This is a genomic window from Vagococcus hydrophili (assembly GCF_011304195.1).
In the GTDB taxonomy this organism is placed as follows: domain Bacteria; phylum Bacillota; class Bacilli; order Lactobacillales; family Vagococcaceae; genus Vagococcus; species Vagococcus hydrophili.
In genome coordinates this window covers 74,318-99,019 of sequence record NZ_CP049887.1, presented here as the reverse complement: position 1 = coordinate 99,019, position 24,702 = coordinate 74,318, and the positions used below count along the sequence as shown (strand labels likewise).

Annotated in this window: 22 protein-coding genes and 1 pseudogene; 19 read left to right on the top strand and 4 right to left on the bottom strand. The window is 33.6% G+C overall.

Going from position 1 to position 24,702, the window contains the following annotated elements; genetic code table 11:
• Nucleotides 1-6 precede the first annotated feature (6 nt).
• The 4 genes from G7082_RS00530 (at nucleotide 7) to guaC (ending at nucleotide 3,726) form a co-directional block, all read left to right on the top strand.
• Nucleotides 7-924: an aldo/keto reductase gene (locus G7082_RS00530; RefSeq protein WP_166033229.1), complete on the top strand. Its 918-nt coding sequence runs from the start codon at nucleotides 7-9 to the stop codon at nucleotides 922-924.
• A gap of 24 nt (nucleotides 925-948) precedes the next feature.
• A complete protein-coding gene (locus G7082_RS00525) occupies nucleotides 949-1,815 on the top strand; it encodes an ATP-binding cassette domain-containing protein (protein WP_166033228.1) in 867 nt (288 codons plus the stop codon).
• Nucleotides 1,816-1,827: 12 nt separating this feature from the next.
• Nucleotides 1,828-2,580 (top strand): ABC transporter permease, encoded by a 753-nt coding sequence (locus G7082_RS00520; protein WP_166033227.1) that lies wholly within the window; start codon nucleotides 1,828-1,830, stop codon nucleotides 2,578-2,580.
• A 168-nt stretch (nucleotides 2,581-2,748) separates the two neighbouring features.
• Nucleotides 2,749-3,726 (top strand): GMP reductase, encoded by a 978-nt coding sequence (guaC, locus tag G7082_RS00515; RefSeq protein WP_166033226.1) that lies wholly within the window; start codon nucleotides 2,749-2,751, stop codon nucleotides 3,724-3,726.
• Between the two features lie 136 nt (nucleotides 3,727-3,862).
• Here guaC and yidA read toward each other — a convergent pair whose 3' ends face one another.
• From yidA to G7082_RS00500, 3 genes are read right to left on the bottom strand one after another with little or no spacing between them, the layout of a single operon-like run.
• A complete protein-coding gene (gene yidA, locus G7082_RS00510; protein ID WP_166033225.1) occupies nucleotides 3,863-4,672 on the bottom strand; it encodes a sugar-phosphatase in 810 nt (269 codons plus the stop codon).
• Between the two features lie 20 nt (nucleotides 4,673-4,692).
• Nucleotides 4,693-6,048 carry an HD domain-containing protein gene (locus G7082_RS00505; RefSeq protein WP_202983119.1) on the bottom strand — a complete coding sequence of 452 codons (1,356 nt, stop codon included), beginning with the start codon at nucleotides 6,046-6,048 and terminating at the stop codon, nucleotides 4,693-4,695.
• The gene (locus tag G7082_RS00500) at nucleotides 6,045-6,893 is read right to left on the bottom strand and encodes a lipoate--protein ligase family protein (RefSeq protein WP_166033223.1); all 849 of its coding nucleotides are present in this window, start codon (nucleotides 6,891-6,893) and stop codon (nucleotides 6,045-6,047) included. The genes G7082_RS00505 and G7082_RS00500 overlap by 4 nt, the downstream gene beginning before the upstream one ends.
• A 145-nt stretch (nucleotides 6,894-7,038) precedes the next feature.
• On the opposite strand from G7082_RS00500, the gene G7082_RS00495 reads away from it, so the two are divergent.
• The 8 genes and pseudogenes from G7082_RS00495 to G7082_RS00460 all read left to right on the top strand — a co-directional run bounded on the left by G7082_RS00495 (nucleotide 7,039) and on the right by G7082_RS00460 (nucleotide 14,285).
• A complete protein-coding gene (locus tag G7082_RS00495; protein WP_166033222.1) occupies nucleotides 7,039-7,476 on the top strand; it encodes a YwiB family protein in 438 nt (145 codons plus the stop codon).
• Between the two features lie 82 nt (nucleotides 7,477-7,558).
• Nucleotides 7,559-8,158: a DNA-directed RNA polymerase subunit delta gene (rpoE, locus tag G7082_RS00490; RefSeq protein ID WP_166033221.1), complete on the top strand. Its 600-nt coding sequence runs from the start codon at nucleotides 7,559-7,561 to the stop codon at nucleotides 8,156-8,158.
• Nucleotides 8,159-8,228: 70 nt separating this feature from the next.
• Nucleotides 8,229-8,561, top strand: a complete 333-nt coding sequence (locus G7082_RS00485; RefSeq protein WP_166033220.1) for a DUF1622 domain-containing protein — start codon at nucleotides 8,229-8,231, stop codon at nucleotides 8,559-8,561.
• A 156-nt stretch (nucleotides 8,562-8,717) separates the two neighbouring features.
• Nucleotides 8,718-10,193: an aldehyde dehydrogenase family protein gene (locus G7082_RS00480; protein ID WP_166033219.1), complete on the top strand. Its 1,476-nt coding sequence runs from the start codon at nucleotides 8,718-8,720 to the stop codon at nucleotides 10,191-10,193.
• Between the two features lie 148 nt (nucleotides 10,194-10,341).
• Entirely contained in the window at nucleotides 10,342-11,208 is an 867-nt protein-coding gene (locus G7082_RS00475) for a class II fructose-bisphosphate aldolase (protein ID WP_166033218.1), read from the top strand.
• 183 nt (nucleotides 11,209-11,391) lie between these two features.
• A complete protein-coding gene (locus G7082_RS00470) occupies nucleotides 11,392-12,654 on the top strand; it encodes a UDP-N-acetylglucosamine 1-carboxyvinyltransferase (protein WP_166033217.1) in 1,263 nt (420 codons plus the stop codon).
• A 6-nt stretch (nucleotides 12,655-12,660) separates the two neighbouring features.
• Nucleotides 12,661-13,931 (top strand): annotated as a pseudogene (rho, locus tag G7082_RS00465) (transcription termination factor Rho).
• A gap of 90 nt (nucleotides 13,932-14,021) precedes the next feature.
• A complete protein-coding gene (locus G7082_RS00460) occupies nucleotides 14,022-14,285 on the top strand; it encodes a type B 50S ribosomal protein L31 (protein ID WP_166033216.1) in 264 nt (87 codons plus the stop codon).
• A gap of 148 nt (nucleotides 14,286-14,433) precedes the next feature.
• Here the strand turns inward: G7082_RS00460 and G7082_RS00455 are convergent, their stop codons facing one another.
• Nucleotides 14,434-15,183, bottom strand: a complete 750-nt coding sequence (locus G7082_RS00455; protein ID WP_238842675.1) for a Panacea domain-containing protein — start codon at nucleotides 15,181-15,183, stop codon at nucleotides 14,434-14,436.
• Nucleotides 15,184-16,048: 865 nt separating this feature from the next.
• On the opposite strand from G7082_RS00455, the gene G7082_RS00450 reads away from it, so the two are divergent.
• The 7 genes from G7082_RS00450 to G7082_RS00420 all read left to right on the top strand — a co-directional run bounded on the left by G7082_RS00450 (nucleotide 16,049) and on the right by G7082_RS00420 (nucleotide 24,548).
• Nucleotides 16,049-16,648, top strand: a complete 600-nt coding sequence (locus G7082_RS00450) for a nucleotidyltransferase family protein (RefSeq protein ID WP_166033215.1) — start codon at nucleotides 16,049-16,051, stop codon at nucleotides 16,646-16,648.
• 113 nt (nucleotides 16,649-16,761) lie between these two features.
• Nucleotides 16,762-17,592, top strand: a complete 831-nt coding sequence (gene nadE, locus G7082_RS00445) for an ammonia-dependent NAD(+) synthetase (protein WP_166033214.1) — start codon at nucleotides 16,762-16,764, stop codon at nucleotides 17,590-17,592.
• 15 nt (nucleotides 17,593-17,607) lie between these two features.
• Nucleotides 17,608-19,431: an LTA synthase family protein gene (locus tag G7082_RS00440; RefSeq protein WP_166033213.1), complete on the top strand. Its 1,824-nt coding sequence runs from the start codon at nucleotides 17,608-17,610 to the stop codon at nucleotides 19,429-19,431.
• 26 nt (nucleotides 19,432-19,457) lie between these two features.
• Nucleotides 19,458-20,207 (top strand): tRNA 2-thiocytidine biosynthesis TtcA family protein, encoded by a 750-nt coding sequence (locus tag G7082_RS00435; protein WP_166033212.1) that lies wholly within the window; start codon nucleotides 19,458-19,460, stop codon nucleotides 20,205-20,207.
• Between the two features lie 165 nt (nucleotides 20,208-20,372).
• On the top strand, nucleotides 20,373-23,042 hold the full coding sequence (locus G7082_RS00430) for a cation-translocating P-type ATPase (protein WP_166033211.1): 2,670 nt from the start codon (nucleotides 20,373-20,375) through the stop codon (nucleotides 23,040-23,042).
• Nucleotides 23,043-23,175: 133 nt separating this feature from the next.
• On the top strand, nucleotides 23,176-24,015 hold the full coding sequence (locus G7082_RS00425) for a helix-turn-helix domain-containing protein (RefSeq protein ID WP_166033210.1): 840 nt from the start codon (nucleotides 23,176-23,178) through the stop codon (nucleotides 24,013-24,015).
• A gap of 92 nt (nucleotides 24,016-24,107) precedes the next feature.
• A complete protein-coding gene (locus tag G7082_RS00420; protein WP_238842674.1) occupies nucleotides 24,108-24,548 on the top strand; it encodes a hypothetical protein in 441 nt (146 codons plus the stop codon).
• Nucleotides 24,549-24,702: the final 154 nt, after the last annotated feature.

Sequence of the window (24,702 nt, the reverse complement as noted above, 5' to 3'; positions counted from 1 at the left end):
ATCAAGATGAAACATATAAATTTAGGTAATACGACATTAATGGTCCCACAAGTAGCTTTAGGTTGCATGCGTATGAGTGAGATGACAGTTAAAGAATCTGTAAAAGTAATCGAAACAAGTATTGAAAATGGCATTAATTTTTTTGATCATGCAGATATTTATGGTGGTGGTCAAGCTGAAACTTTATTTGGTCAAGCCATTAAAGAAATGAAATTAGACCGTGAATCAATAATGATTCAGTCAAAATGTGGTATTCGTGACGGCTTTTATGATTTCTCGAAAGAACATATCTTAAAAAGTGTGGATGGTATTTTAGAACGCTTAGATGTGGACTATTTAGATGTTTTAGCTTTGCATAGACCAGATACCTTAATGGAACCAGAGGAAATTGCAGAGGCCTTTGATATCTTATTAAGTTCTGGAAAAGTTAGAAACTTTGGTGTGAGTAATCAACGTCCAATGCAAATTGAATTGATTGAAAAATATTTGAATCAAAAATTAGTGGTGAACCAATTGCAATTTGGTTTAAAACACGGAGGTATGGTTGCTCAAGGTATGAATCAAAATATGGAAAATCAAGCAGGTATTGGCCGTGATGATAGTGTTTTAGAGTATTCACGTTTACATAATATGACAATTCAAGCATGGTCACCTTACCAATATGGTTATTTTGATGGTGTCTTTTTAGGTAATAAAAACTTTAGTGAATTAAATGGTGTGATTGACGAGATGGCTAAGAAATATGATGTGACCGATACAGGAATTGCCACAGCTTGGATTAACAGACACCCTGCTAAAATTCAAACGATTATTGGTACGATGAATCCTAAGCGAATAGAAGAAGTTGCTAAAGCCAGCGAGATTACTCTAACAAGAGAAGATTGGTATACTTTATATAAAGCAAGCGGTTATGAGTTGCTATAATTTTTTATAGAGAAGAGGGAAAAGATGGAGATAAGAATAGATCATGTAAAAAAATCATATGGTGTTTTAGAGGTTCTTAACATAGATGAAATGATTTTTGAAAGTGGTAAAGCTTATGGTGTGATTGGTCCCAATGGTGCCGGTAAAACAACATTGTTCAAGAGTATTACTAATATTATTGGTGATTATCAAGGGAATATTTATTTTGGTGATGTCAATGTGAAAGAAAATAATAGTATTTTAAGTAATGTTGGTATTGTTTTAGATGGAATTTCTGTGTACAAAGATCGCACGGGTTGGTTTAACATTGAATATTTTTCTGGTTTAAGAGGTAATTTTGACCCTCAGAAAGCTGAAAAATTAGCAATGGAGTTAGAAATTGCTGAATTTTTACATAGTAAGGTAAAAACATATTCATATGGTATGGTTAAAAAATTGATTTTATTAATCGCACTGCTTCATGATCCTAAAATTTTAATCTTAGACGAACCATTTAGAGGATTAGATGCAGAAACGGTAACATGGTTTAAATTTTACTTGAAACAAATGACTAGAAAAGGCATGACGTTAATTATTTCAAGCCACGTGAAGAATGATATTGAGTCATTGTGTCAAGAAGTGTATGTGATTAAGAAAGGTCAACTAGTTAAAACGATTGATTTAGTTGGTATGACTGATCAAATGCTAAGAGATGTTTTAACCACTAATCAAGAGGCGTTTATTGTTATTCTGGAGCAATTTAATTATTATTACCAAGTGCGTGACAATGGGATTGTCCGACTAAATATTCAAGATGATAGATGGGCTGAAGTTAAGAAAACTTTAATCGATCAAACCATTGATATTACAGAGTTGTCTAAAGTAAATATCTTAGATGGTAATTTAAATTAAAGGAGGAAGAAAATGACAGCTAAATTAATTTTTAAAATGGAATTATTTAAATACATGAGAGATAAAAAGTATCTAATCGCAACAGGAATATTAGCCATTATTAATATTTGTTCGACAATCTACTCGGTGTATTTAATCGATCATGCTCAAATGTTTAATGATTCTCAAACACCATTTATCGGCTTGTTTATGTTGTTTGTAACATTTACGATTTTTGCAAATATTGCCTTTATGTTTTTATATCCTTTTCATTTAATGTCTATGGATTATAAAAATGATGTGATGGCAATGCTGGTGGCTTCTGGTGTGAATCGAAATCGTTTGTTTTTCTCAAAAATAGGTGCAACGTTACTTTGGTCAATCTGTGTGACCTTTATCCTTGTGTTTATTCCAGGATTTATTGTTTTATTTAAAGTCTCTCAAACAGAAGGCATGTTCACATTTTTAGGCAATATTTTACATACAATTAGTTTGGATCAGACAAGTATTTTTGGCTTATCCTTAACTTTCTTTAATTCATATGTTAATACATTGATTTTAATTTCAACGGCGACGATTTTAATGAAAGGTAAGAATTTAACTATTTTAATTTATTTTGCCATTAACATGGGACAATCAATTCTTTTAAATGTCTTATCATTAATTCCAATTTCAATGAATTTCAGTGATTTAGGCGTTTCGATTATGCATAATTTATTAATGTTACTAATGTCAGTTGCTATGACATTCTTATCTTTATCCATAATGAAGAAGCAAAATTTATAAAAACACGAACATTAAATATAAAGAAAGCAAGAATATTTTGTATATGTCTTGCTTTTTTTTTGCTTTTAAGGTAGATTGTCATAGGACGCAAAATATAAAGAACGAATATTTCTCAAATGTTCGGATTTTGCTCTCAATAATTTGTATTATTTTTTAGGAGGAAGTTAAATGAAAATTTTTGATTATGAAGATATTCAATTAGTACCGAATAAATGTATCGTAGAAAGTCGTTCAGAATGTGACACAACAGTAACACTGGGGAAAAAGACATTTAAAATGCCAGTTGTTCCTGCGAATATGCAAACGATTATTGATGAGAATATTGCAGAGTTTTTAGCATCAAGAGACTACTTTTATATTATGCATCGTTTTGACGAAGAGGGTAGAATTGACTTCATTAAAAACATGCAAAGTAAAGGATTGTTCGCTTCTATCAGCGTCGGAGTAAAAACGAACGAATACGAATTTGTTAAACAATTAGCTGAAGAAAAATTGATTCCTGAGTATGTTACGATCGATATTGCTCATGGGCATTCTGATGCAGTTATTAATATGATTAAACATTTAAAAGAATATATTCCTGAAAGTTTTGTTATTGCAGGAAATGTGGGAACACCTGAAGCGGTTAGAGAATTAGAAAATGCAGGAGCTGATGCAACGAAAGTCGGCATCGGACCTGGTAAAGTGTGTATTACTAAAATTAAAACTGGTTTTGGTACAGGGGGTTGGCAATTATCAGCGTTAAGACGTTGTAGTAAAGCGGCTCGTAAACCATTGATTGCTGATGGAGGTATTAGAACTCATGGTGATATCGCTAAATCAATTCGTTTTGGTGCGAGTATGGTCATGATTGGTTCTCTATTTGCAGGGCACGAAGAATCTCCAGGTCAAACCATTGAAGAAGACGGTAAATTATTCAAAGAGTATTTTGGTAGTGCTTCTGAGTATCAAAAAGGTGAACATAAAAATGTTGAAGGTAAGAAAATTTTAATTGAACACCGCGGGAGTTTAGAAGATACACTTAATGAGATGCAACAAGATTTACAATCATCTATCTCATACGCAGGTGGAAAAGACATCGGTGCCATCCGTAAAGTGGATTACGTCGTTGTAAAAAATTCAATCTTTAATGGAGATAAATTCTAGGTTGTTTCCGAATAAGCTACTTCTGAAACACTGATTTAAAAGACTGGTGAAAAAGATGTTCAGCTTCAAGAAGTAAAAATAAAAAGAACTGTTTCTATTGTTATGTAGAAACAGTTCTTTTATTTTACCATCTAATCTATAAAACCCATTCTTCAATCGCGTATGACACGCCATCTTCATCATTGGTTTTAGTTATTTTATTAGCAATTTCTTTAACCGTAGGAACCGCATTACCCATAGCAACACCCGTCCCTGCAAATTCGATCATCGATAAATCATTTTCGTTGTCCCCAATAGCCATCACTTCATGAGGTTCAATTTTTAATAATTCGGCAAGTTCTTTAACAGCTTCACCTTTAGTGGCATTTTTATTTAAAATTTCGTAGAAGAAAGGAGCACTTTTAACCATTGCAAATTGTTCTTTTAATTCACTAGGAATTTTAGTGATTGCTTCATCTAAAATTTCTTCATGATCAATCATCATTGTTTTGATAATTGTCATGTCTGGTGTCATTTCAGATACTTCACGGTATTTGACTGGCATACCAGTTAAAGAAGATTCATGAATAGTATAAGGACTGATATCCTTATTGGCAGTATACATGCTCTTATAGTCTTGAACGTGGAAATGAACCCCAAGTTTTCTAGCAAGTAACTCAAAGTCTAAATAATCTTCAAATGCGACTGGGTGTTGGATTAAAACATCTTCCGTTCCGGCATTTTGAATCATTGCCCCATTATAAGTAATAACAAAGCCATGTTCGTTATCTAACCCAAGTTCTTTGACAAGTGGTAAAACTCCAATTGTTGGGCGTCCAGTAGCTAAAACGATATTTACGCCAGCTTTTGTCGCTTTGTTGATTGTATTTTTGACCGCCTCAGTTAATTTACGGTCTGAATTTAATAGTGTGCCATCAATATCGATGGTAACAAGTTTAATTCCCAAGAATAAAACACTCCTTCAAGTTAGTTTTCTTTTATTGCTCCGTTGTGAATCATCTGGTTAAATAAAAGGATTTGCTCTTCAAATAAAGTATAGGATTGATCAGACGAGCTTGCAAGCATTTCTTTTGGAAAATAGAAACGGCGATCGCCTTTTGTTTGCCCAGCAAGAGCAGCCACGAGATCACTTGCTTTAGATAATTCCATTAAACTACCATCGCCTTCCATCAGCTCAATCTGTGTTCGGTGTTTATTTTCTGCTGGATGATAAAAATCATAAGGCAAGTCATAACTTGAATTAATTGCTGTGTAGTTCGTTGCGTCAAAGCCAACTTCTTCAATCAAAGCCGTTAATTCTGGTATTCTTTTTTTCGTCTCCTCATTAAAAGTGACTGATTTCAATGGATGACGATGTAAGAACCGTTTAGCTAAATCGCTTAACGTTGTATCAGAATGATCCATCCAAGAAAGAAAGGCGGTATTTAAGACACCGTCATCTAATTTTAAATAATCAGATAAGGTGTAATCATTTTTTAGAAATGGAATCAGAAGTGGCGAGTGGCTTTCAAAAAAACTACTATCCGCTTTATAAAGAAATTTTCCTCTATTTAAAAGATGATCCAGAATAACTTCCATTCCTCTTGAAACCGGGTGGAAATAAATTTGCATATACATTTGATAACGACTTACGATGTAGTCCTCAACGGCATGCATGCCATTGGCTTGAAAGGCAATACCATTTTCATAAGGTCTAATCACTCGTAAAATCCGAGTTAAATCAAAGGTTCCGTATTCAGTACCAGTATAGTAGGCATCTCTTAGTAAATAATCCATCCGGTCAGCATCAATCTGACTAGAGATAAGTTGAACCACTTGTTTATTTGAGTAGTCTTTACTAATAACACTGGCGACTTTTTCTGGAAAATCAGGTGCCACCTGTTTTAAGATTTGGTTAATTTCTGTGTCTTCCGAAGTAATAATATCAATCGTAAATGCTTCATGATCTGTTTTGAAAATACCTTCAAATGTATGAGAGTAAGGACCGTGTCCTAGATCATGTAATAGTGCGGCTGATAGAGCGACTAATCGTTCATTGTCATCCCATCCGTTAATCGGATCGTCTTTTATTGAGTAATTACGATTAAAATAATTACAAATTCGGCGAGTCAATTCATAAACCCCGAGAGAGTGACCAAAACGAGAGTGTTCAGCAGCATGAAATGTAAAAGAGGTTGTGCCTAGTTGCTTAATTCGTCTCAAACGCTGAAATTCTTTAGAGTTAATTAAATCAAGAATCAATTGGTCCTCCACATGAATATATTTATGAATCGGGTCCCTAAATACTTTTTCAGGAACTAATTTTTTTAGTGGATCTTTCAATAATTTTCGCTCCAATCAATGATTTGATTTCTTTGTTTCATGCGCTCGTTTTGTTTCTCAAATTTGTCGTTAAATTCAGTAGAAATTAGAAAGTCCTTGAAAGTCTGGTCATATTTTTCTGAGAAATCAAAGGTTTGATTCAAGACGTGAGAGATTCGTTCTTTCACATCTTCAACCGTTAAATTAGCTTGTAGTAAATCTGATAAATTAGCCATGGAATCAGGATTGACTGGGGGAAAACCATCTGTGCCAAATTTTTCTACTAAACTTGTTTGATAAAACTCACGAACGATTTCACCACGCTTATTTTGATCCCCGCAGATACTTAAATAAATCATAATCCCAATGCCATTTTTGATTCGTCTTTGAGAAATACCAGCAAATTTTTTTCCGTTAATACTTAAATCAAAATCACCCGGACAGTATGAATCACTTACTTCAAAAGCTTCAATATCCATCTCAAATTCGGCAAAAGCTTTCTCGATAATTGACTTCATCAGCTCATAACCTTGATCAATTGAGAAACTGTATTTATCTGTTGGTTGAGGCAGGATAATCGAGAAATTAAGAATCCCTTCATCTGCAACTACAGCTAATCCGCCAGAGTTTCTAACAACGACTTGATAGCTATTGTTCTTAATTGATTGTACCCCTTCTTTTAAAGAGGCAACACGGGTATCTTTCATTCCTAGAATAACTTGATGTTCCATTTTCCAAAAGTGAAAGCAACACATTTGGTGATCTCCTGCATACTCAGCTAAAAGATCTGTATATATAAAAGGTAGTAGACTTTCTCTATGTGTTAACATGTGTTGGTCTAACATAACTGCTTTTTTTCTTAACATGAAAAAACTCCTAAAATAGATTTAGTCCTATTATACATGAGTTTGCCTAAAGAAATAAGTAAAAAGAGTTGAGTTGAATATTTGACAAAATCTGTGATACCAAGGAAAATGAAACGGAAGATAAAAGAGAAGTGTAGGTGGAAAAATGGAAGAGAGAAAATCAGTCCCAGTTATGATTCAAGTTAAAACAGAAGTTTTTCAGGAAAATGAAACCAGAGAGTTCTTTTTAGAAGAAGAGGGACAAGTTGTTAGAGTGGGAGAGAGCTTATATATTCGTTACAATGAAGTAATGGAAGGCGTTGAATCACCTGTTCCAGTGACAATGAAAATTATGCCAGATGGTAGTGTTCAACTGATAAGAGCTGGTGAAGTTCGTATGAAATTGAAATTTGATTACCAAAAATCAAATGAAACAAACTATCAAACGCCCTTTGGTGTCATGTGGATTAAGACATTTACAAATAATTTACGTGTCAGCTTAAAAGATCAGCCCTTTTCAGGCAGTGTTCAGATTGATTATGATTTATTTGGTGGAGATGAAAAAATTGGTGTGTATCACTTAGAATTAAATTTCACCGCATAATGAGGAAATTTAAAGATTTGAATTGCATTGAAAACTAACTTATTGTATTATAAAGAGTAGACTGTGAAAGGACGTGTGCCAGTTGGAATTTAAAGCTTTCGAAGGTATAAATAAAAATGAAATCTCAATGATTGAGGCGGCTCATGCTATTTTAGCTGAACGTGGCGATATTATGGATTTTTCAGATTTAGTTAATCAAATTCAAAACTATTTAGAAAAAGCAGATAGTGAAATTAGAGATGTGTTACCTCAATTTTATACAGACTTAAATATTGATGGTAGTTTTATTTCTTTAGGAGATAATCGTTGGGGATTACGTTCATGGTATCCAATCGATTCTGTCGATGAAGAAGTAACTGGTATTGATGATGACGAAGATGGTACAGTAAGACGTAAAAAACGCAAAAAAGTTAATGCCTTTATTGGTACAGACGAAGATGCGATTGATTACAATGATGACGATCCAGAAGATTCTGATATCCATGATGAAGATGATGAAGAATTATATGATGAAGAAGAAGATGAAACAAAAGAAATTAAAGAGTATACAACTGATTTATCTGAGATTGGTGCTGACAACGACGTAGAAGAAGATAACGGCGTTGAAGGTTTAACAATCGTTGATGAAGATGATTTAGAAGATGATCTTTATGAAGAAGACGAAGAAGAAACTCACGAATAAAATAATTAATAAAAGGCTGACTAATTAGGTTAGTCTTTTATTGTATTTAAAATCAAAAAGGAGTTTGTCTATGCTAACAACCATTGTTCATTACATTATTTTATTGTTGAATTCTTTTTCAGTGATTATTCTCTTATTCGGTGTCACAAAAGCCATGATTGATTTCTTTAAAAATGAATTTAAACAAGAAGACCGAATGACAACTGCGAAAAAGAATAACTCTGTGAAAATATATTTAGGATCATATATTTTACTAAGTTTAGAAGTTTTAATTGCTTCAGATATTATTGAAACCATTTTAAACCCATCTTTCCAAGATATCTTAATTTTAGCGGGAATTGTTGTGATTAGAACGGCTATTTCATATTTCTTAGGTAAAGAAATAGAAAGCACAGAAATTTAGAGATATTTTTGCTGTTTAATGGCTAGAAAAAATAAGCTTAAACGTAATTTTTGTTTAAGCTTATTTTTTTATTTCACAAAAACACTTGTATTTTTATTGTTAAACGCTTACAATTACAACTATACCAATTATCAAAAATATAAGGAGATTGATTTTATGATTGATTTAAATCTAGAAGAGAACTACAAATTATTTATAGATGGTAAATGGACCAATGGAAAAGGTAGTCAGAAAATGACAAGTATCTCACCTACCAATGGTCAAGCGTTAGCAACATTTGTTGATGCTGTTGATGAAGATGTGGATGATGCCGTATCAGCTGCTCAAAAAGCATTAGTTGATTGGCGAAAATGGTCACTGGTTGATCGAAGTAATTTATTATTAAAAATTGCAGATGTGATTGATGCCAATCTTGAGCATTTAGCAATGGTGGAAACAATGGACAATGGAAAGCCAATTAGAGAGACGTCGACGATTGATGTTCCTTTAAGTGCTGATCATTTTAGATATTTCGCAGGTGTTATTAGAAGTGAAGAAGGCAGTGCCACAGCTTTTGATGAAAATACACTAAGTTTAGTTATTCGTGAACCAATTGGTGTCGTGGGACAAATTATTCCCTGGAATTTCCCGATTTTAATGGCAGCCTGGAAAATTGCCCCAGCTCTTGCAGCGGGAAACACAATTGTGATTCACCCGTCATCATCCACTTCTTTAAGTTTACTTGAGATGGTGAAACTAATCGGACCACTTTTACCAGATGGCGTCATCAATGTGATTACAGGTAAAGGCTCTAAATCTGGAGAGCACATGTTACATCATGAAGGCTTTAATAAATTGGCATTCACTGGTTCCACAGAAGTGGGATATCGAGTAGCAAAAGCAGCAGCAGAACGATTGATTCCAGCAACCCTTGAGTTGGGCGGAAAATCTGCCAATATTTTCTTTGATGATATGCCTTTTGAAAAAGCAATTGAAGGAGCACAACTTGGTATTTTGTTCAATCAAGGGCAAGTGTGTTGTGCAGGTTCAAGAATTTTTGTTCAAGAAGGGATTTACGATGAATTTGTCTCTGCTTTAAAAATAAAATTTGAAGCAGTCAATGTGGGCAATCCTTGGGAAAGTGACACGCAAATGGGCGCTCAAGTCAATGAAGGTCAAGTAAATAAAATTGTTAGTGCTATTGAAGCAGGTAAAAAAGAAGGCGCGACCGTCTTAACAGGTGGCGAAAAACTTCTTGGTGACTTGGAAAAAGGGTGTTACATGAAACCAACTTTACTAACTAATGTAACTAATGATATGACGATTGCTAGAGAAGAAATATTTGGTCCCGTGGCTGTTGTGATTAAATTTAAAACAATGGATGAAGTGATTGAGATGGCGAATGCCTCTGATTATGGTTTAGGCGGTGGTGTTTGGACAACTGATATCAATAAAGCCTTAAAAGTTAGTCGCGGGATTGAAACTGGGCGCGTTTGGGTGAATACTTATAATCAAATTCCAGCAGGTAGTCCATTTGGTGGCTATAAAAAGTCAGGGATTGGTCGTGAAACTCATAAAGCTATTCTAGACAGTTATTCACAATCTAAAAACATTTACATTGATACTAACGATAATCCAATAGGTTTGTATTAATTTTCATGTGAAAGTCTAGAATCTTTTCAGAAAAGATAATCAAAAATTGTGATTTGACTAGCAAAATTTTTTAAAGAATGTTAAAATAACCGTGTTAGTTAAGTAAAACTTAACAAAATTGTTATCCAAAATTAGGAGGAAGTTAATTATGGCATTAGTATCAGCAGCAGAAATGTTAAAACAAGCTAGAGAAGGTAAATATGCAGTTGGCGCTTTCAATACAAACAATTTAGAGTGGACAAAAGCAATTTTACAAGGTGCTCAAGAAGCAAATTCTCCAGTTATGATCCAAACATCAATGGGAGCAGCTAAATATATGGGTGGCTACCAAATGTGTTACGATATCGTTAAAGATTTAATCGATTCAATGGGCATTACTGTACCAGTAGCTTTACATTTAGATCATGGTGAATACGAAGATGCTTTAAAATGTATCGAAATTGGATACACTTCAGTTATGTTCGATGGTTCTCACTTACCATTTGAAGAAAACTTAGAAAAAGCAAAAGATGTTGTAGCTAAAGCTCACGCAGCAGGCGTTTCTGTTGAATGTGAAGTTGGAAGCATTGGTGGAGAAGAAGACGGAATCATCGGTTCTGGTGAATTAGCAGATCCAGCTGAATGTAAAGCAATGTCTGACACAGGTATTGATTTCTTAGCAGCAGGAATTGGTAACATCCACGGTTCATACCCAGAAAACTGGACTGGATTAAGTTTTGAAACATTAGCAGCAATCGCTGACGTAACTGATGGTAAACCATTAGTATTACACGGTGGATCTGGTATTCCTTTAGAGCAAGTACAAAAAGCTATCTCTTTAGGCGTTTCTAAAATTAACGTTAACACTGAGTGTCAAGAAGTATTCGCAGCAGCAACTCGTAAATATATCGAAGAAGGAAAAGACCTTGAAGGAAAAGGCTTTGACCCTCGTAAATTATTAGCACCTGGATTTACAGCTGTTACTGAATTAGTTAAACAACGTATTGAATGGTTCGGTTCAAACGGTAAAGCATAATTAAATTTTTAAAGAGGTTGACAATTTTTTGTCAGCCTCTTTTTCTTTTCACTGAAACTATCTAAATCTTTTTTTACTTGCTGTTTTATGGTAAAATACAAATGGTCAATAAAATAGATGATATTCTAGCTGCTTTTTAAAAAGCAGCTTTTTTAAAGAATAAAGTGAGGATATAAAAATATAATGAAAAAATTAGTGATTAATGGTGGAAAAAAACTAAAAGGTGAAGTCAAAATAAGTGGAGCTAAAAATAGTGCGGTGGCTTTAATCCCAGCAGCAATTTTAGCCGACTCACCAGTTATCTTAGAAGGCGTTCCTGACATACAAGATGTGTATTCATTGAAAGAAATTTTAGAATTAATGGGCGTTAGTGTGACGTTTGAAAGCAACCGCATGAAAATCGACCCAACAAATATGAAATCAACACCAATGCCAAGTGGTAAAATTCAAAGTTTAAGAGCTTCTTATTATTTCATGGGAGCTTTATTAGGTAAATTTAACGAAGGTGTTGTAGGACTTCCTGGTGGCTGTTACTTAGGACCAAGACCAATTGATTTACATATTAAAGGGTTTGAATCATTAGGAGCTACTGTAACAACAGAAAATGGTGCAACTTACCTTAAAGCAGATGAAGGTTTAACAGGAACTAGAATCTATTTAGATACAGTTTCAATAGGTGCAACGATCAACATTATGTTAGCAGCTGTTAAGGCTAAAGGTCGTACTGTGATTGAAAATGCGGCTAAAGAACCTGAAATTATTGATGTTGCCACACTTTTAAATAATATGGGAGCTTCAATTCGTGGTGCTGGTACAGATGAAATCAGAATCGATGGTGTTGAAGAATTACACGGATGTCGTCATTCAATTATTCCTGACCGCATTGAAGCTGGAACTTATTTAGCATTAGCTGGTGCTTACGGTGATGGTGTTAAAGTTCAAAACGTGATTCATGAACATTTAGAAAGCTTTATCGCAAAACTTAAAGAGATGGGCGTTAAAATGACGATTGAAGAGGATCAAATTACGGTTCACCCTTCATCTAATTTAAAAGCTGTTAACATTACAACAGTGCCTTACCCAGGTTTTGCTACAGACTTACAACAACCAATCACACCATTATTAATGCTAACAAAAGGGACAAGTATTGTGACTGATACAATCTATGAGCAACGTGTGAACCATATTCCAGAATTAGTTCGTATGGGAGCTGACGCTAGTATTGAAGGTAGCATGATTGTCATAAACGGTAATGAAGATCTTCAATTACACGGTGCAGAAGTAGCTGCAAGTGATTTAAGAGCGGGAGCTTGTTTAGTTACTGCTGGTATCATGGCAGAAGGTATCACTAAAATTTCAAACGTAGAAAATATTTTACGTGGTTATGACGATATTATCGGAAAATTAACGAATCTTGGTGCAGAAATCTGGATGGAAGAGGAGTAAACCTAAATGCGCGATTATTTAACAATGGGTGAATTGGAAAATAAAACATTAAAAGACATTTACGCTTATGCAAAAGAATATAAAATTCCTTATTATAGCCAAATGAATAAAAAGGAATTATCTTTAGCAGTTATTCGTGCGCAAGCTGAAAAGCAAGGTTTCTTTATGATGGAAGGTGTCTTAGATATCGTCTCTCAAGATGGTTATGGGTTTTTAAGACCGATTAACTATACATCTAGTAAAGAAGATATTTATATTTCAACTTCTCAAATCCGTCGTTTTGGCTTAAGAAATGGGGACAAAGTTGCTGGTAAAGCACGCCCACCAAAAGAATCAGAACGTTATTATGGTTTAATGCATGTAGAGAGTGTTAATGGTAAAAATCCTGAGGAAGCTAAAGAGCGTCCTCATTTTCCAGCACTAACAGCGTTATATCCTGAAAAACAAATTAAATTAGAAACACATAAAACACGTTTAGCGACTCGTATGGTTGATATTTTTGCTCCTGTTGGATTTGGACAACGTGGTCTAATCGTTGCCCCACCTAAAGCAGGTAAAACAAGTGTCATCAAAGAGATTGCAAATGGGATTAGTAAAAACTACCCTGATGTGGAATTAATCGTCCTTTTAATCGATGAAAGACCTGAAGAGGTAACGGACATTGAACGTAGTGTTAAAGGAGAAGTTGTTTCTTCAACTTTCGATCAAAAACCTGAAAATCATACAAAAGTGGTAGAATTGGTTCTTGAGAGAGCCTTACGTTTAGTAGAAGATAAACGTGATGTTGTAATCCTAATGGATAGCATCACGAAACTTGCTAGAGCTTATAACTTAGTTATCCCACCAAGTGGACGAACACTAAGTGGGGGATTGATCCAGCTGCCTTTTACAAACCAAAGCGTTTCTTCGGTTCAGCTAGAAACATTGAAGAAGGTGGCAGCTTAACTATTTTAGCCACAGCTTTAGTCGATACAGGAAGTCGTATGGATGATGTGATTTATGAAGAGTTTAAAGGAACTGGTAACATGGAGCTTCATCTTTCAAGAGAATTATCTGAAAGACGTGTCTTCCCAGCAATTAACATTAAACGCTCAGGTACAAGAAAAGAAGAACTACTGATTGCACCAGAGCATTTAGAAGAAGTTTGGAAAGTTCGTCGTCACATGAAGGGCGATTCTATCGAGTTTACCAACCAATTCTTAACGATGTTGAAGAAAACTGATTCAAACACACAATTTTATGAGACATTTAAAGATGTATCTTTTTCTAAAAAATAATTGCTAAACTAAAATTAACATGTTAGAATAAGAGCGTTGTATATTAACTCTGTTCCAGCAAATGGTTCAGGGCAAAGGAGAGAAAAGAACATGAAACAAGGAATTCATCCAGAATACCATCCAGTAGTTTATATGGACTCACAAACAGGGTTCAAATTCTTATCTGGATCAACTAAACATTCAGAAGAAACTATCGAGTGGGAAGATGGTAACACTTACCCAGTAATCCGTGTCGAAGTAACATCGGATTCACATCCATTCTATACAGGACGTCAAAAATTCACTCAAGCAGACGGACGTGTGGATCGTTTCAACAAAAAATACGGTCTCAAAGACGAAAACGCTGCAGAGTAATCTTTCGCGTATAAAACATTGTTCTAGACAAAGTTTTAAGACTTCTTATCAATTTGATAAGAGGTCTTTTTTATATGTCCTAATAAATCGTGATGAAATAAAAAATCCCTAGCGAAATTAATCGTTAGGGATTTTCTGATAAAAATAGTTATACGACTTCTAAATAATGATATTGCCTAATTAAATCATCAGTAATAACACCGCAAAAAGGTTGTTCTTTATAAACTCGATCCCATGGTCCATCAGTTACATGAGTTAATGTAACTAGTTCCGATGCACTTTTATGCCAATATTTTTTAATAGTTTGATTTAAAGTTTCCATAATTTCTTTTGAGCTATCGTTTAAAGTGATTTTAGCTAAAGATAAAGGTAAGGACATATGACGTAACTGAAGCTCTGGTTCTTTATCTTCAGAAATGCTTTCTTTTCCGAATTGTTTGTACATTGTATAAACATCTTCAATTACTGGTCCGTATTTGTAGGCAACTATAGGTTCAGTGAATAGTCGATCTCCAGTTCTGTTCAAATGAGTAGCGTATGATAAATAAATAAGTTTTTGTAACTTCAAATTGGTAACTGATCCTACCGATAAAAAGAATTTAGCAATGTCAAAAACTGATATTTGTTTATCTTCATCTAGCATTTCTAAAAATTTGTTTTTATCTTTAATTATCATGACATCTTCGAAATAACTATCTTTTTCAATAATGCTAGACCAACTAGTGTTGTCAGTAGTTAGTTTATGAATTCCAAACTCAACTTTACCTAGTTTCTTTTGACTAGATTCTAAAAAATCTGAGATAACCTCTTTATTCAGGATTTCGTTTGAAGAATAATGCCAACCGATTCTACGACCACCAGAATAATAACTTGCTATTGCAATAAAATGATATGCCATTATTAATCATCCTCTCTTAAATTTGCTTCTCTTATCCTAGTATAACATTAATTAGTGTTAACTTACTTTTTAATATATTGAGGGAATAGATAACTTCTAAATTACTGGAGTTAAAATTTTTAATAATAAATCTATATCCTATTAAATTATTCAAGTATTTTAGATATATTTTACTATGGAAATTTCTTCGGAAAACATGTTAATTTATTTATGGATTTTAGAAAGGAGTATGCCATTTAAAAGTTTTAGAGTAGAATTATTTTGAGAGAGTGATCATGTTTTGTTAAGATGTTATTTTTTAGCGACTTTTATGGATAAAGAACTTCTATATTTATCTCAAATTGAAATATCATTATTGGGTTATTGAACAAATAGATTAGTTGAATGGCTTTCTTAAATAAATTATTAAGTTCTCTTTTTCTCTTTTTTTGAAATTTATATATATTGAAATATTTATGAATTTAACTAAATTATAAAAAAGTATCAATAAGTAGCGAAAAATCGATATAATGTTCATAAAAAGAGAATGGTGTATCATCAATGGTAATACTAATTAATTCAGTATCAACATTAAAAAAATAAATTAACAATTGAATAAAAGATAAAGTAACTTTACTTTCAAATATATAAATTAAGGAACACATAGTAAAGCACATAGGTCTGACTTTTTTTACAGTTACTAATGTAAATTGTATTTTTACAAATGGCAGTTTCTTTTCAATTGAAATGGAACCTAACCAATTAGGAAATGTTATATGAATTATTATTTTCTCGATGGATAGGTGGATAAATATAGAAAAACAGATTGGAATTTATATTTGTATGATAGAAGAATTAGCGCATCACTTTAGAAAGGTAAATAAAAATGACAATTAATAGTAATTCAATTCATGTTTCAGAAGAACAAATTCAAATACTAGAATTTATTTTAGAAAAAAATGATTCTTTGTTTCAAATATTAAAAGATATAGAGAAATTTAATCTTCCTAATTATTATGTGGGTGGAGGAGCAATTACTCAAACGGTGTGGAACTATATTTTAGATAAGCCATTAAACCATGGAATTAGTGATGTAGATATTGTGTATTATGATTCGGATTTATCTGAGGAAAAAGAAATAAAATACAGAGAATCCATTCAAAAACATTTTGAAACAAATGAGTTTCAAAGTGATGTGACGAATGAAGCTAGGGTGCATTTATGGTATAACGAAGCTTTCGGGAAAGAGATTAAAGCTTATGATACAGTGGAAGAAGCCATCAAATCTTGGCCGACAACTGCCACTTCAATAGGTGTAAGGTTAATAAATAATCAATTAATCGTCTACGCTCCTTATGGTTTGGAAGATTTATTTGAATTAATCGTACGCCCGAATAAGATAATGATAGATAAAAAAGTATATGAAGAAAAAATCAATAAATGGAAACAAAAATGGCAAGAATTAGATTATTTAGAATGGGAATAATCACAAATTTTTAAGTGTTTATTTTTAGTATAAAATCAAGATAATTTAAATGAAAAATTAATAAGCTGAGCAAATCTAGTATGTTATAATGTAGCATATTAAGGAGTGAGAGCATGAGAGAACTGCAAAAAAGAATTATTAGTGAATTAAAATCAAAACCAAGTATAGATGTACCAAATGAGGTCAGAGAAAGAATTGATTTTATTAAATCATACTTAAAAAAATACCCATTTATCCAATCTTTAGTTTTAGGGATTAGTGGAGGACAAGATTCAACTTTAGCTGGTCGTTTGGCACAACTGGCAATTAGTGAAATCAGAGAAGAAACTGGAAATGAGGCTTATCAATTTATCGCCGTTCGTCTGCCTTACGGTGCGCAAAATGATGAAGCCGATGCTCAAAAAGCATTGGATTTCATTCAAGCTGATAAAGTCTTTACCGTTAATATTAAACCTTCCGTAGATGCCCTAGTTTCTGAATTTAAAGTGAACTCAAATCTAGAAATTAGTGATTTTAACAAAGGAAATATGAAAGCAAGATCACGTATGATCACACAATATGCCATCGCAGGTGAATTTAAAGGAGCTGTCTTGGGAACGGATCATGCTGCTGAAAATATTACTGGTTTTTATACAAAATTTGGTGATGGTGCAGCCGATTTACTACCTTTATCTGGCTTAAGTAAGCGTCAAGGAAAACAAATGCTAGCCTTTTTAGAAGCTGATGAAGCTCTTTATCTAAAAGTACCTACAGCTGATTTAGAAGAAAACAAGCCGATGGTCGCTGACGAAGTAGCTTTGGGTGTTAATTATGATGCCATTGATGATTATTTAGAAGGTAAAGAAGTCAGCGAAGACAATGCCAAAGTGATTGAAGCTTGGTTCTTAAAAACGGAACATAAACGTCATTTACCAATTACTAAAGATGACACATTTTGGAAGTAAGGAATCGTTGATAGAATGACAAAAAAAGAAAAAATAATGTATTGGTTGAAGACGCCATGGTTTGGTGGCTTCATTAGTTTGCTTGTGACATTTCTAAGTAATTATTATTTACAATTATCTCAAAATGAGTGGTCGTTTAAACTAGCTACTAAGTTTGCTTTTTCTTGGCACACAGAGAAATTTTTACTTGGAACTTTGGTTTTATTTGCGTTAAATTTACTACTTGTTTCATTATCAGGCTCTTTTAAAGTGGGGAATATTTTTTATAGTGTCTCAATTATTTTTCTTGGGATTGCTAATAATATGAAAATGTCTGCTCGAATGGAACCTATTTATCCTGATGATTTAAAAATGTTGTTTGAATGGAGTATGCTGAGAGATATTTTAGGTTTACCACTGTTTATTCTATTTTTAGTCATTATTGTTGTGGTCTTGTTATGGTTTGGTTTGACGTTTAAGAAATCACTAGAATTGCCTTTAAGGAAACAAAAAGCAAGAGTTATGACGCTATTACTATCAACCTTGTTTTTAGTCTATGCGAGCAATTTTAATCAGCCAAACAACTTACTAAAAAAAGCTTATGATAGAACCGCGTTATGGATTCCTTATAGTCAGAAGATGAATTACTATAATACTGGTTTTATGGGCGGTTTCTTGTTTAATTTAAATGTTGAAGGAATGGATAAACCAGCTAATTATTCACGTCAAGAAATGGATAAAATCGTTAAAGAATACAATGGAAAAGCTGAAAAAACAAATGAAGACAAGAAGAAAAGTAAACAACCGAATATTGTTTATGTGATGTCGGAAAGTTTTTCAGATCCATCCAGATTAAAAGGCATTGAATTTAACGCAGACCCGTTAAAAAAATATCGTGAAATCACCAGTGATGCTTCCATACATGGTCAAATGCTATCTCAAAATTATGGTGGTGGAACGGCTAATATTGAATTTGAAGCTTTAACTGGTTTTTCAATGGCATTGTTAAACCCACAAATGACAACACCGTATACCATGATGTTACCAAAAGAAAAGGCGTTTCCATCGATTGTTTCTACATTAAAAGAACAAAACTACCAAACAACTGCCATCCATCCTTACAATACATCTATGTATAAAAGGAAAGATGTGTATCAAACGTTTGGCTTTGATCAATTTTTAGATGAGAAAACCATGAAGCATCAAGAAAAATTATCAAAAAATGGGTTTATTTCTGATCAATCCGCTTTTGATGAAATATTAGATGTTTTAGCTGATCCGAACCAGCCACAATTCGTCCATTTAGTCACGATGCAAACTCATATGCCTTATACGAATAAATATGCCTCTTCAGATTATCAAGTGAAGGGCATGGAAAATTCAGTTAATATTGATAATTATGCTCAGGATATTGCTTATACGACGGAGGCTTTAGAAAAATTTATTTCAGAACTAGATAAATTAGAGAGACCAACAACCCTTGTTTTTTGGGGAGATCATTTGCCTGGAATCTATTCAGAAGAGACGTTAAAAGAGAACACCATGATTGATACTCATCTGACAGAATATTTTATTTATGATACGAAAGAAAATGGACCAGGTGTTAAAGAAACAATTAGTCCCTTCTATTTTCCTTCAATGATCGGACAAACAGATGGAGTCAAAGCGACTGGTTTTAATGAATTATTAAGAGAGGTTCATGAAATACTACCAGCATTCGAAAAAGAGATGTACTTCCATGAAAATGACTGGCAAAAAGAAGTGCAGCTATCAAAAGAGGAACAAGCTATTTTTGATACATACCAACTTGTTCAGTACGATATTGTTTCAGGTGAAAAGTATAGTCTGAAGTTATTTTAAATTGAAAAGAATTTAAGAGGATGATTATGACATTTAAAAAGAAAGAAAATCAAACGTATTACAACCCAATCATGAAGGCCATTAGTAATTATGGTTTGATTGAACCTGGTGAAAAGGTTGCTGTTGGAATGAGTGGAGGAAAAGACAGCACGAGTCTTTTTCTATTCCTAGACACCTTATCCAAACAAGGACGACTAGGGTTTAATTTTGAAGTGGTTCCTATATGTTTAGATATGGGCTTTGAGATGGATATCGCTCCCATGAAAGAATTTGTGGAATCGCGAGGGTATGACTTAGATATCGTTGAAACAGATATCGCTAAGGTTGTTTTTGATATTCGAGAAGAGAAAAATCCTTGTTCTTTGTGTGCTAAGATGAGAAGAGGTTATCTTTATTCTCGAGCCAAAGAATTGGGCTGTGAGAAAGTCGCTCTAGGTCATCACCTGGATGATGCCATAGAAACCTATTTTATGAATTTTTTATTTCATGGTCGAATGGAAAGTTTTGAACCTATGTCTTACTTAAGCAAAACAGATATTTCTTTGATTAGACCGATGATTTATATTGAAGAAAAAGATATTATTCGTTTTGTTAAAAATAAGGAACTACCAGTTATCTTTAACCCATGCCCCGTTGATAAGAAGACAAAGCGTGAAGAGATGAAACAGATGATTGAAACACTTTCCTTAGATTATCCGCTCATTAAGCAACGATTTATTCAAGGTATGGAACAAGAAGTCCGTGAAAATGAATGGAAAGTTCAAAGAAAATCTTGAAAAAATTGTTAAGAAAAACAGGGCGTGCTATAATAACATTATCAAAGAAAAAATTATCAGTTTAATTTTAGGTATGGCCTTAAATTGTGAGACTTATGTATGTTAAGGCATGCATGAGTCTCTTTTTTTATAGATGTTTAGAAAAAAGTTTTAGGAGGATATAGCATGTCAGAAGAAAAGAAAAAACAGCTTGAAATCCCTTTTTATACTGAGGAAATTGAAAGTGTTTTGGAAAAAGTAGAGTCATCCAGTGAAGGATTAACAACTTCAGAAGTGAATCAAAGATTAGAAAGTTACGGACATAACCAATTGGATGAAGGTAAAAAGAAAAGTTGGTTAAGTAAATTTGCTGATCAATTTAAAGATTTTATGATTATTGTTTTGATTGCAGCAGCCCTTGTCTCATTTGCGATGGGAGATAAAATTGAAGCGATTATGATTATTGTGGTGGTTATGATTATGGCAGTCTTTGGTGTGATTCAAGAAGCAAAAGCTGAAGAAGCCATCGAAGCCTTAAAAGATATGTCCACACCTAATGCCAATGTGAAACGAGATGGTACGACCAAAGTTATTAAAAGTAATGAATTAGTACCAGGTGATATTGTGTTACTAGAGGCAGGAGATGTCATTCCAGCTGATATGCGCTTAATTGAAGCAGCTTCATTAAAAATTGAGGAAGCCGCGTTAACTGGTGAATCTGTTCCAGTGGAGAAAAATATTGCCACTTTAGCTAAAGCTGACATTGGGATTGGCGATCGGCTTAATATGGGCTATATGAACAGTAATGTAACGTATGGTCGTGGTGTGGGTGTCATTGTGGGCACTGGAATGAATACCGAAGTCGGTAAAATTGCTAACATGTTGGCTCAAGCCGATGAAACTAATACGCCGTTAAAAGAGAACTTGAATAAATTAGGGAAAAGTTTATCTGTTGTCATCTTAGCAATCTGTGTCATTATGTTTGCAATTGGCATGTTACGTGGTGGGCACACTTGGATTGAGATGTTATTAACTTCCGTTTCTTTGGCAGTTGCGGCTATTCCGGAAGGCTTACCAGCGATTGTCACGATTATCTTAGCACTAGGTACTCAAAAAATGGCCAAACGAAATGCCTTGGTTCGTAAATTACCTGCAGTTGAAACCTTAGGTAGTACAGATATTATTTGTTCAGATAAAACTGGAACACTAACATTAAATCAAATGACAGTAGAAGAAGTTTTCTCTAATAACGAAACAATTGAAGTAGATGAAAACTTACCTTTAGACAACCAAACGTTAAAAATTATGACGTTTTGTAACGATACCAAAATTTCTGACGACGGGACGTTAATTGGTGACCCGACTGAAACGGCCTTGGTTAAATTCGGTATGGAACGTGGATTTAATGTGAGTGATGCCTTAACTGTAGAACCACGTGTAGCAGAAATACCTTTTGATTCAGATCGTAAACTCATGACAACGGTTCATAAATTAGCAGATGGCAAATTTTTAATCGCTGTAAAAGGGGCACCAGATGAGTTATTAAAACGTTGTTCTTTTTATGATGTTCATGGTGAAATTAAACGAATGGATCAAGAGCAACAAGAACTTATTTTAACCAATAATACAAACATGGCTAAACAAGCGTTGCGTGTTTTAGCGATGGCTTATCAAATCTCAGAAAGTGTTCCAGAAAATTTAGAGTCTGATATGGTAGAACGTGAGTTAATCTTCTCAGGTCTTATTGGAATGATTGATCCAGAGCGAAAAGAAGCAGCAGAAGCCGTTAAAGTAGCAAAAGAAGCTGGCATTAGACCGATTATGATTACGGGAGATCATCGTGATACAGCAGAAGCGATTGCGATTCGTTTAGGGATTATTAACAAAGAGCAACACAACGCTGTAATTACAGGTGGCGAACTAAATGAAATGAGTGACGAGGAATTAGCTGAAAAAATTGAACAATATTCAGTCTATGCTCGTGTGTCTCCAGAACATAAAGTAAGAATTGTGAAAGCTTGGCAAAAAGATGGAAAAGTGGTTGCCATGACGGGAGATGGTGTTAATGATGCCCCTGCTCTTAAAACCGCAGATATTGGTATTGGAATGGGAATTACAGGTACCGAAGTCTCTAAAGGTGCCAGTGACATGGTCTTAGCAGATGATAATTTTTCAACGATTGTTATTGCTGTTGAAGAAGGTCGTAAAGTCTTCTCAAACATTCAAAAGACAGTGCAATATTTACTTGCTGCAAACCTTGGTGAAGTTCTAACTCTTTTCATTGCCACAATGATTGGTTGGGACACACTTATGCCAGTTCATTTGTTATGGATTAATGTGGTAACTGATACTTTCCCAGCCATTGCTTTAGGTTTAGAACCAGTTGAAGCTGGCATTATGAAATTAAAACCACGCGGACGTAACTCTGATTTATTCTCTGGCGGTGTCTTTAGTAGTATCGTCTATCAAGGAATTGTTGAAGCGGCTATTACATTAGGTGTCTACTTCATGGCAATTACATACCCTGTTCATACAGGCTATGAAGCCATTCATGCAGATGCACTAACAATGGCTTATGCCACATTAGGCTTAATTCAATTATTCCATGCCTTCAATGTGAAATCGGTCCATGAATCAATCTTTAAAGTCGGTTTATTTAAAAATAAAACCTTTAACTATGCGATTCTTTTATCCTTTACATTGTTAGCAGTGACAATTGTTATTCCGGGATTTAATGACATCTTTAAAGTAGCGCATTTAGATTTACATCAATGGATAATTGTCTTTGGTGCATCCATTTCAATCATTCCAATTGTTGAAATTGTAAAATTCTTCCAAAGAAAAACATTAGTATAAACAGAGGAGAGACTGACAATTACGTTAGTCTCTTTTTTTGAGAAATCCCATTATATCAAGGTTGCAACTAAACGGTTCGTTACAATTTTAGAAGAAAATGCTAGAATTAGAGTAACAAAAGGAGTTGGTGGAGATGATTATTTCTTCAAACATAAAAAAATATCGAGAACTTAATAAATTCAGTCAAGAAGAGTTAGCGAATCGAATGAATATCTCGAGGCAGTCTATTTCTAAATGGGAGCGAGGTGATGCTCTGCCTAGTGTTGAGAATTTAATTCGATTAAGTGAATTGCTTGATTTGTCACTTGATGAGTTGATACTCGAAAAAGAACAGTTCCCCTTACCGTTTGAGTATGATCGTTTGACATCTAAATTTGTCTTTTTTGCTTCGATGTTTATTCCGTTGTTAATGATTATATCTAGTTTACCGGATATTTTTACATCAAGAGATTCTCAACTAGGTGCTCTCTCAGGAATCATTTTAATTTGTTTGATTCAACTGACAGGATTTGTTAATTTTAAACGTTATTATACTTATTTTACGATTAGTAAAACGGGAATAGAGTACTTTGACAATAGTATGTATAGTCCTGTTTTAGTGAGAGCTATTTTAGGAATGTTTGGTATAAGAAAAACTAAAAAAATAACGTATAGTGAAATTGAAAAAATGATTATTTACTTTAATAATCAGGGGAATCAAGGGTTGGGAACGACTGTAGCATATCGACCGAGACAAATGTATTATGACAGGGAGGCTTTTTTACTAATTTTCCAACTAAAAAATGGTGAAGAAGTTGAGCTTAATTTAGATCGTGCTTTTTTTAGAGAGTCTCAAGAAAGAAAATATTTTTGTGCTATCTTTGATTATTTTAAATCAAAGGATATCCCCGTTGAAGACCCATATCAGGTGTTGTTAAGCATTGAAAATGAATACAGTATTATCGAAGAAGCTTACAAATTAAGACAAAAGTAATGATATCATCTATTTTTTCTAAAGAAAGCTTTAATTTTTCTTGGAAACAAGTTAAAATGGATAAGAGAGTAAATTTAGAAAGAGGGATCGTTTTGAAAAAACCAAATTTAGGATATTATATTCAAAAAATAAATGACATCGTTACCACATCTGAGGAGATTGGGGAATTAATGAACCCATCATATGAAACAATCAGAACAGCAATTGATTCAAAAAAACTAGCCGATTTAACGAGTGAACAATTAAAAGAAACCAAAGAATTATTCATGAGTGGAACGGATAAATACCGTACATTGTTAGCAGAAATTAAAGGGTTAAAAGCACCAGTTAAAGTAATTGGTATTCACAAAAAATTAGAAAAATCATTTGAGACATATGTTTTTGGATGTCAAGAGATGGTTGACTCAATTAATGTAGAAGAAACTTCAGTTAACCAAGAACAATTTAACACATCTGAAACAAAACAAGATGAAGCAACGGATGAAATTTCATTCTGTATTCAACGTATTACACAACTTGTTATGGGTAAATAGAGGTTAGAGAGATTGACTAAAAAATTAGTCAGTCTTTTTTTATTTCTAATATCAGTTACTCAGAGCAAACCGATTTTTGATCCACTCTTTTCTTAAATTTATGCTAACTCGGTCTTAGGTACGTGTTTTATTTAAAATATTAATGGTAATCTTA

Coding starts and splice junctions, on each gene's coding strand:
- G7082_RS00530 (WP_166033229.1), top strand. CDS start 7: ATGAAACATATAAATTTAGGTAATACGACATTAATGGTCCCACAAGTA.
- G7082_RS00525 (WP_166033228.1), top strand. CDS start 949: ATGGAGATAAGAATAGATCATGTAAAAAAATCATATGGTGTTTTAGAG.
- G7082_RS00520 (WP_166033227.1), top strand. CDS start 1,828: ATGACAGCTAAATTAATTTTTAAAATGGAATTATTTAAATACATGAGA.
- guaC (WP_166033226.1), top strand. CDS start 2,749: ATGAAAATTTTTGATTATGAAGATATTCAATTAGTACCGAATAAATGT.
- G7082_RS00500 (WP_166033223.1), bottom strand. CDS start 6,893: ATGTTAAGAAAAAAAGCAGTTATGTTAGACCAACACATGTTAACACAT.
- G7082_RS00495 (WP_166033222.1), top strand. CDS start 7,039: ATGGAAGAGAGAAAATCAGTCCCAGTTATGATTCAAGTTAAAACAGAA.
- G7082_RS00485 (WP_166033220.1), top strand. CDS start 8,229: ATGCTAACAACCATTGTTCATTACATTATTTTATTGTTGAATTCTTTT.
- G7082_RS00480 (WP_166033219.1), top strand. CDS start 8,718: ATGATTGATTTAAATCTAGAAGAGAACTACAAATTATTTATAGATGGT.
- G7082_RS00475 (WP_166033218.1), top strand. CDS start 10,342: ATGGCATTAGTATCAGCAGCAGAAATGTTAAAACAAGCTAGAGAAGGT.
- G7082_RS00470 (WP_166033217.1), top strand. CDS start 11,392: ATGAAAAAATTAGTGATTAATGGTGGAAAAAAACTAAAAGGTGAAGTC.
- G7082_RS00460 (WP_166033216.1), top strand. CDS start 14,022: ATGAAACAAGGAATTCATCCAGAATACCATCCAGTAGTTTATATGGAC.
- G7082_RS00455 (WP_238842675.1), bottom strand. CDS start 15,183: ATGGCATATCATTTTATTGCAATAGCAAGTTATTATTCTGGTGGTCGT.
- G7082_RS00450 (WP_166033215.1), top strand. CDS start 16,049: ATGACAATTAATAGTAATTCAATTCATGTTTCAGAAGAACAAATTCAA.
- nadE (WP_166033214.1), top strand. CDS start 16,762: ATGAGAGAACTGCAAAAAAGAATTATTAGTGAATTAAAATCAAAACCA.
- G7082_RS00440 (WP_166033213.1), top strand. CDS start 17,608: ATGACAAAAAAAGAAAAAATAATGTATTGGTTGAAGACGCCATGGTTT.
- G7082_RS00435 (WP_166033212.1), top strand. CDS start 19,458: ATGACATTTAAAAAGAAAGAAAATCAAACGTATTACAACCCAATCATG.
- G7082_RS00430 (WP_166033211.1), top strand. CDS start 20,373: ATGTCAGAAGAAAAGAAAAAACAGCTTGAAATCCCTTTTTATACTGAG.
- G7082_RS00425 (WP_166033210.1), top strand. CDS start 23,176: ATGATTATTTCTTCAAACATAAAAAAATATCGAGAACTTAATAAATTC.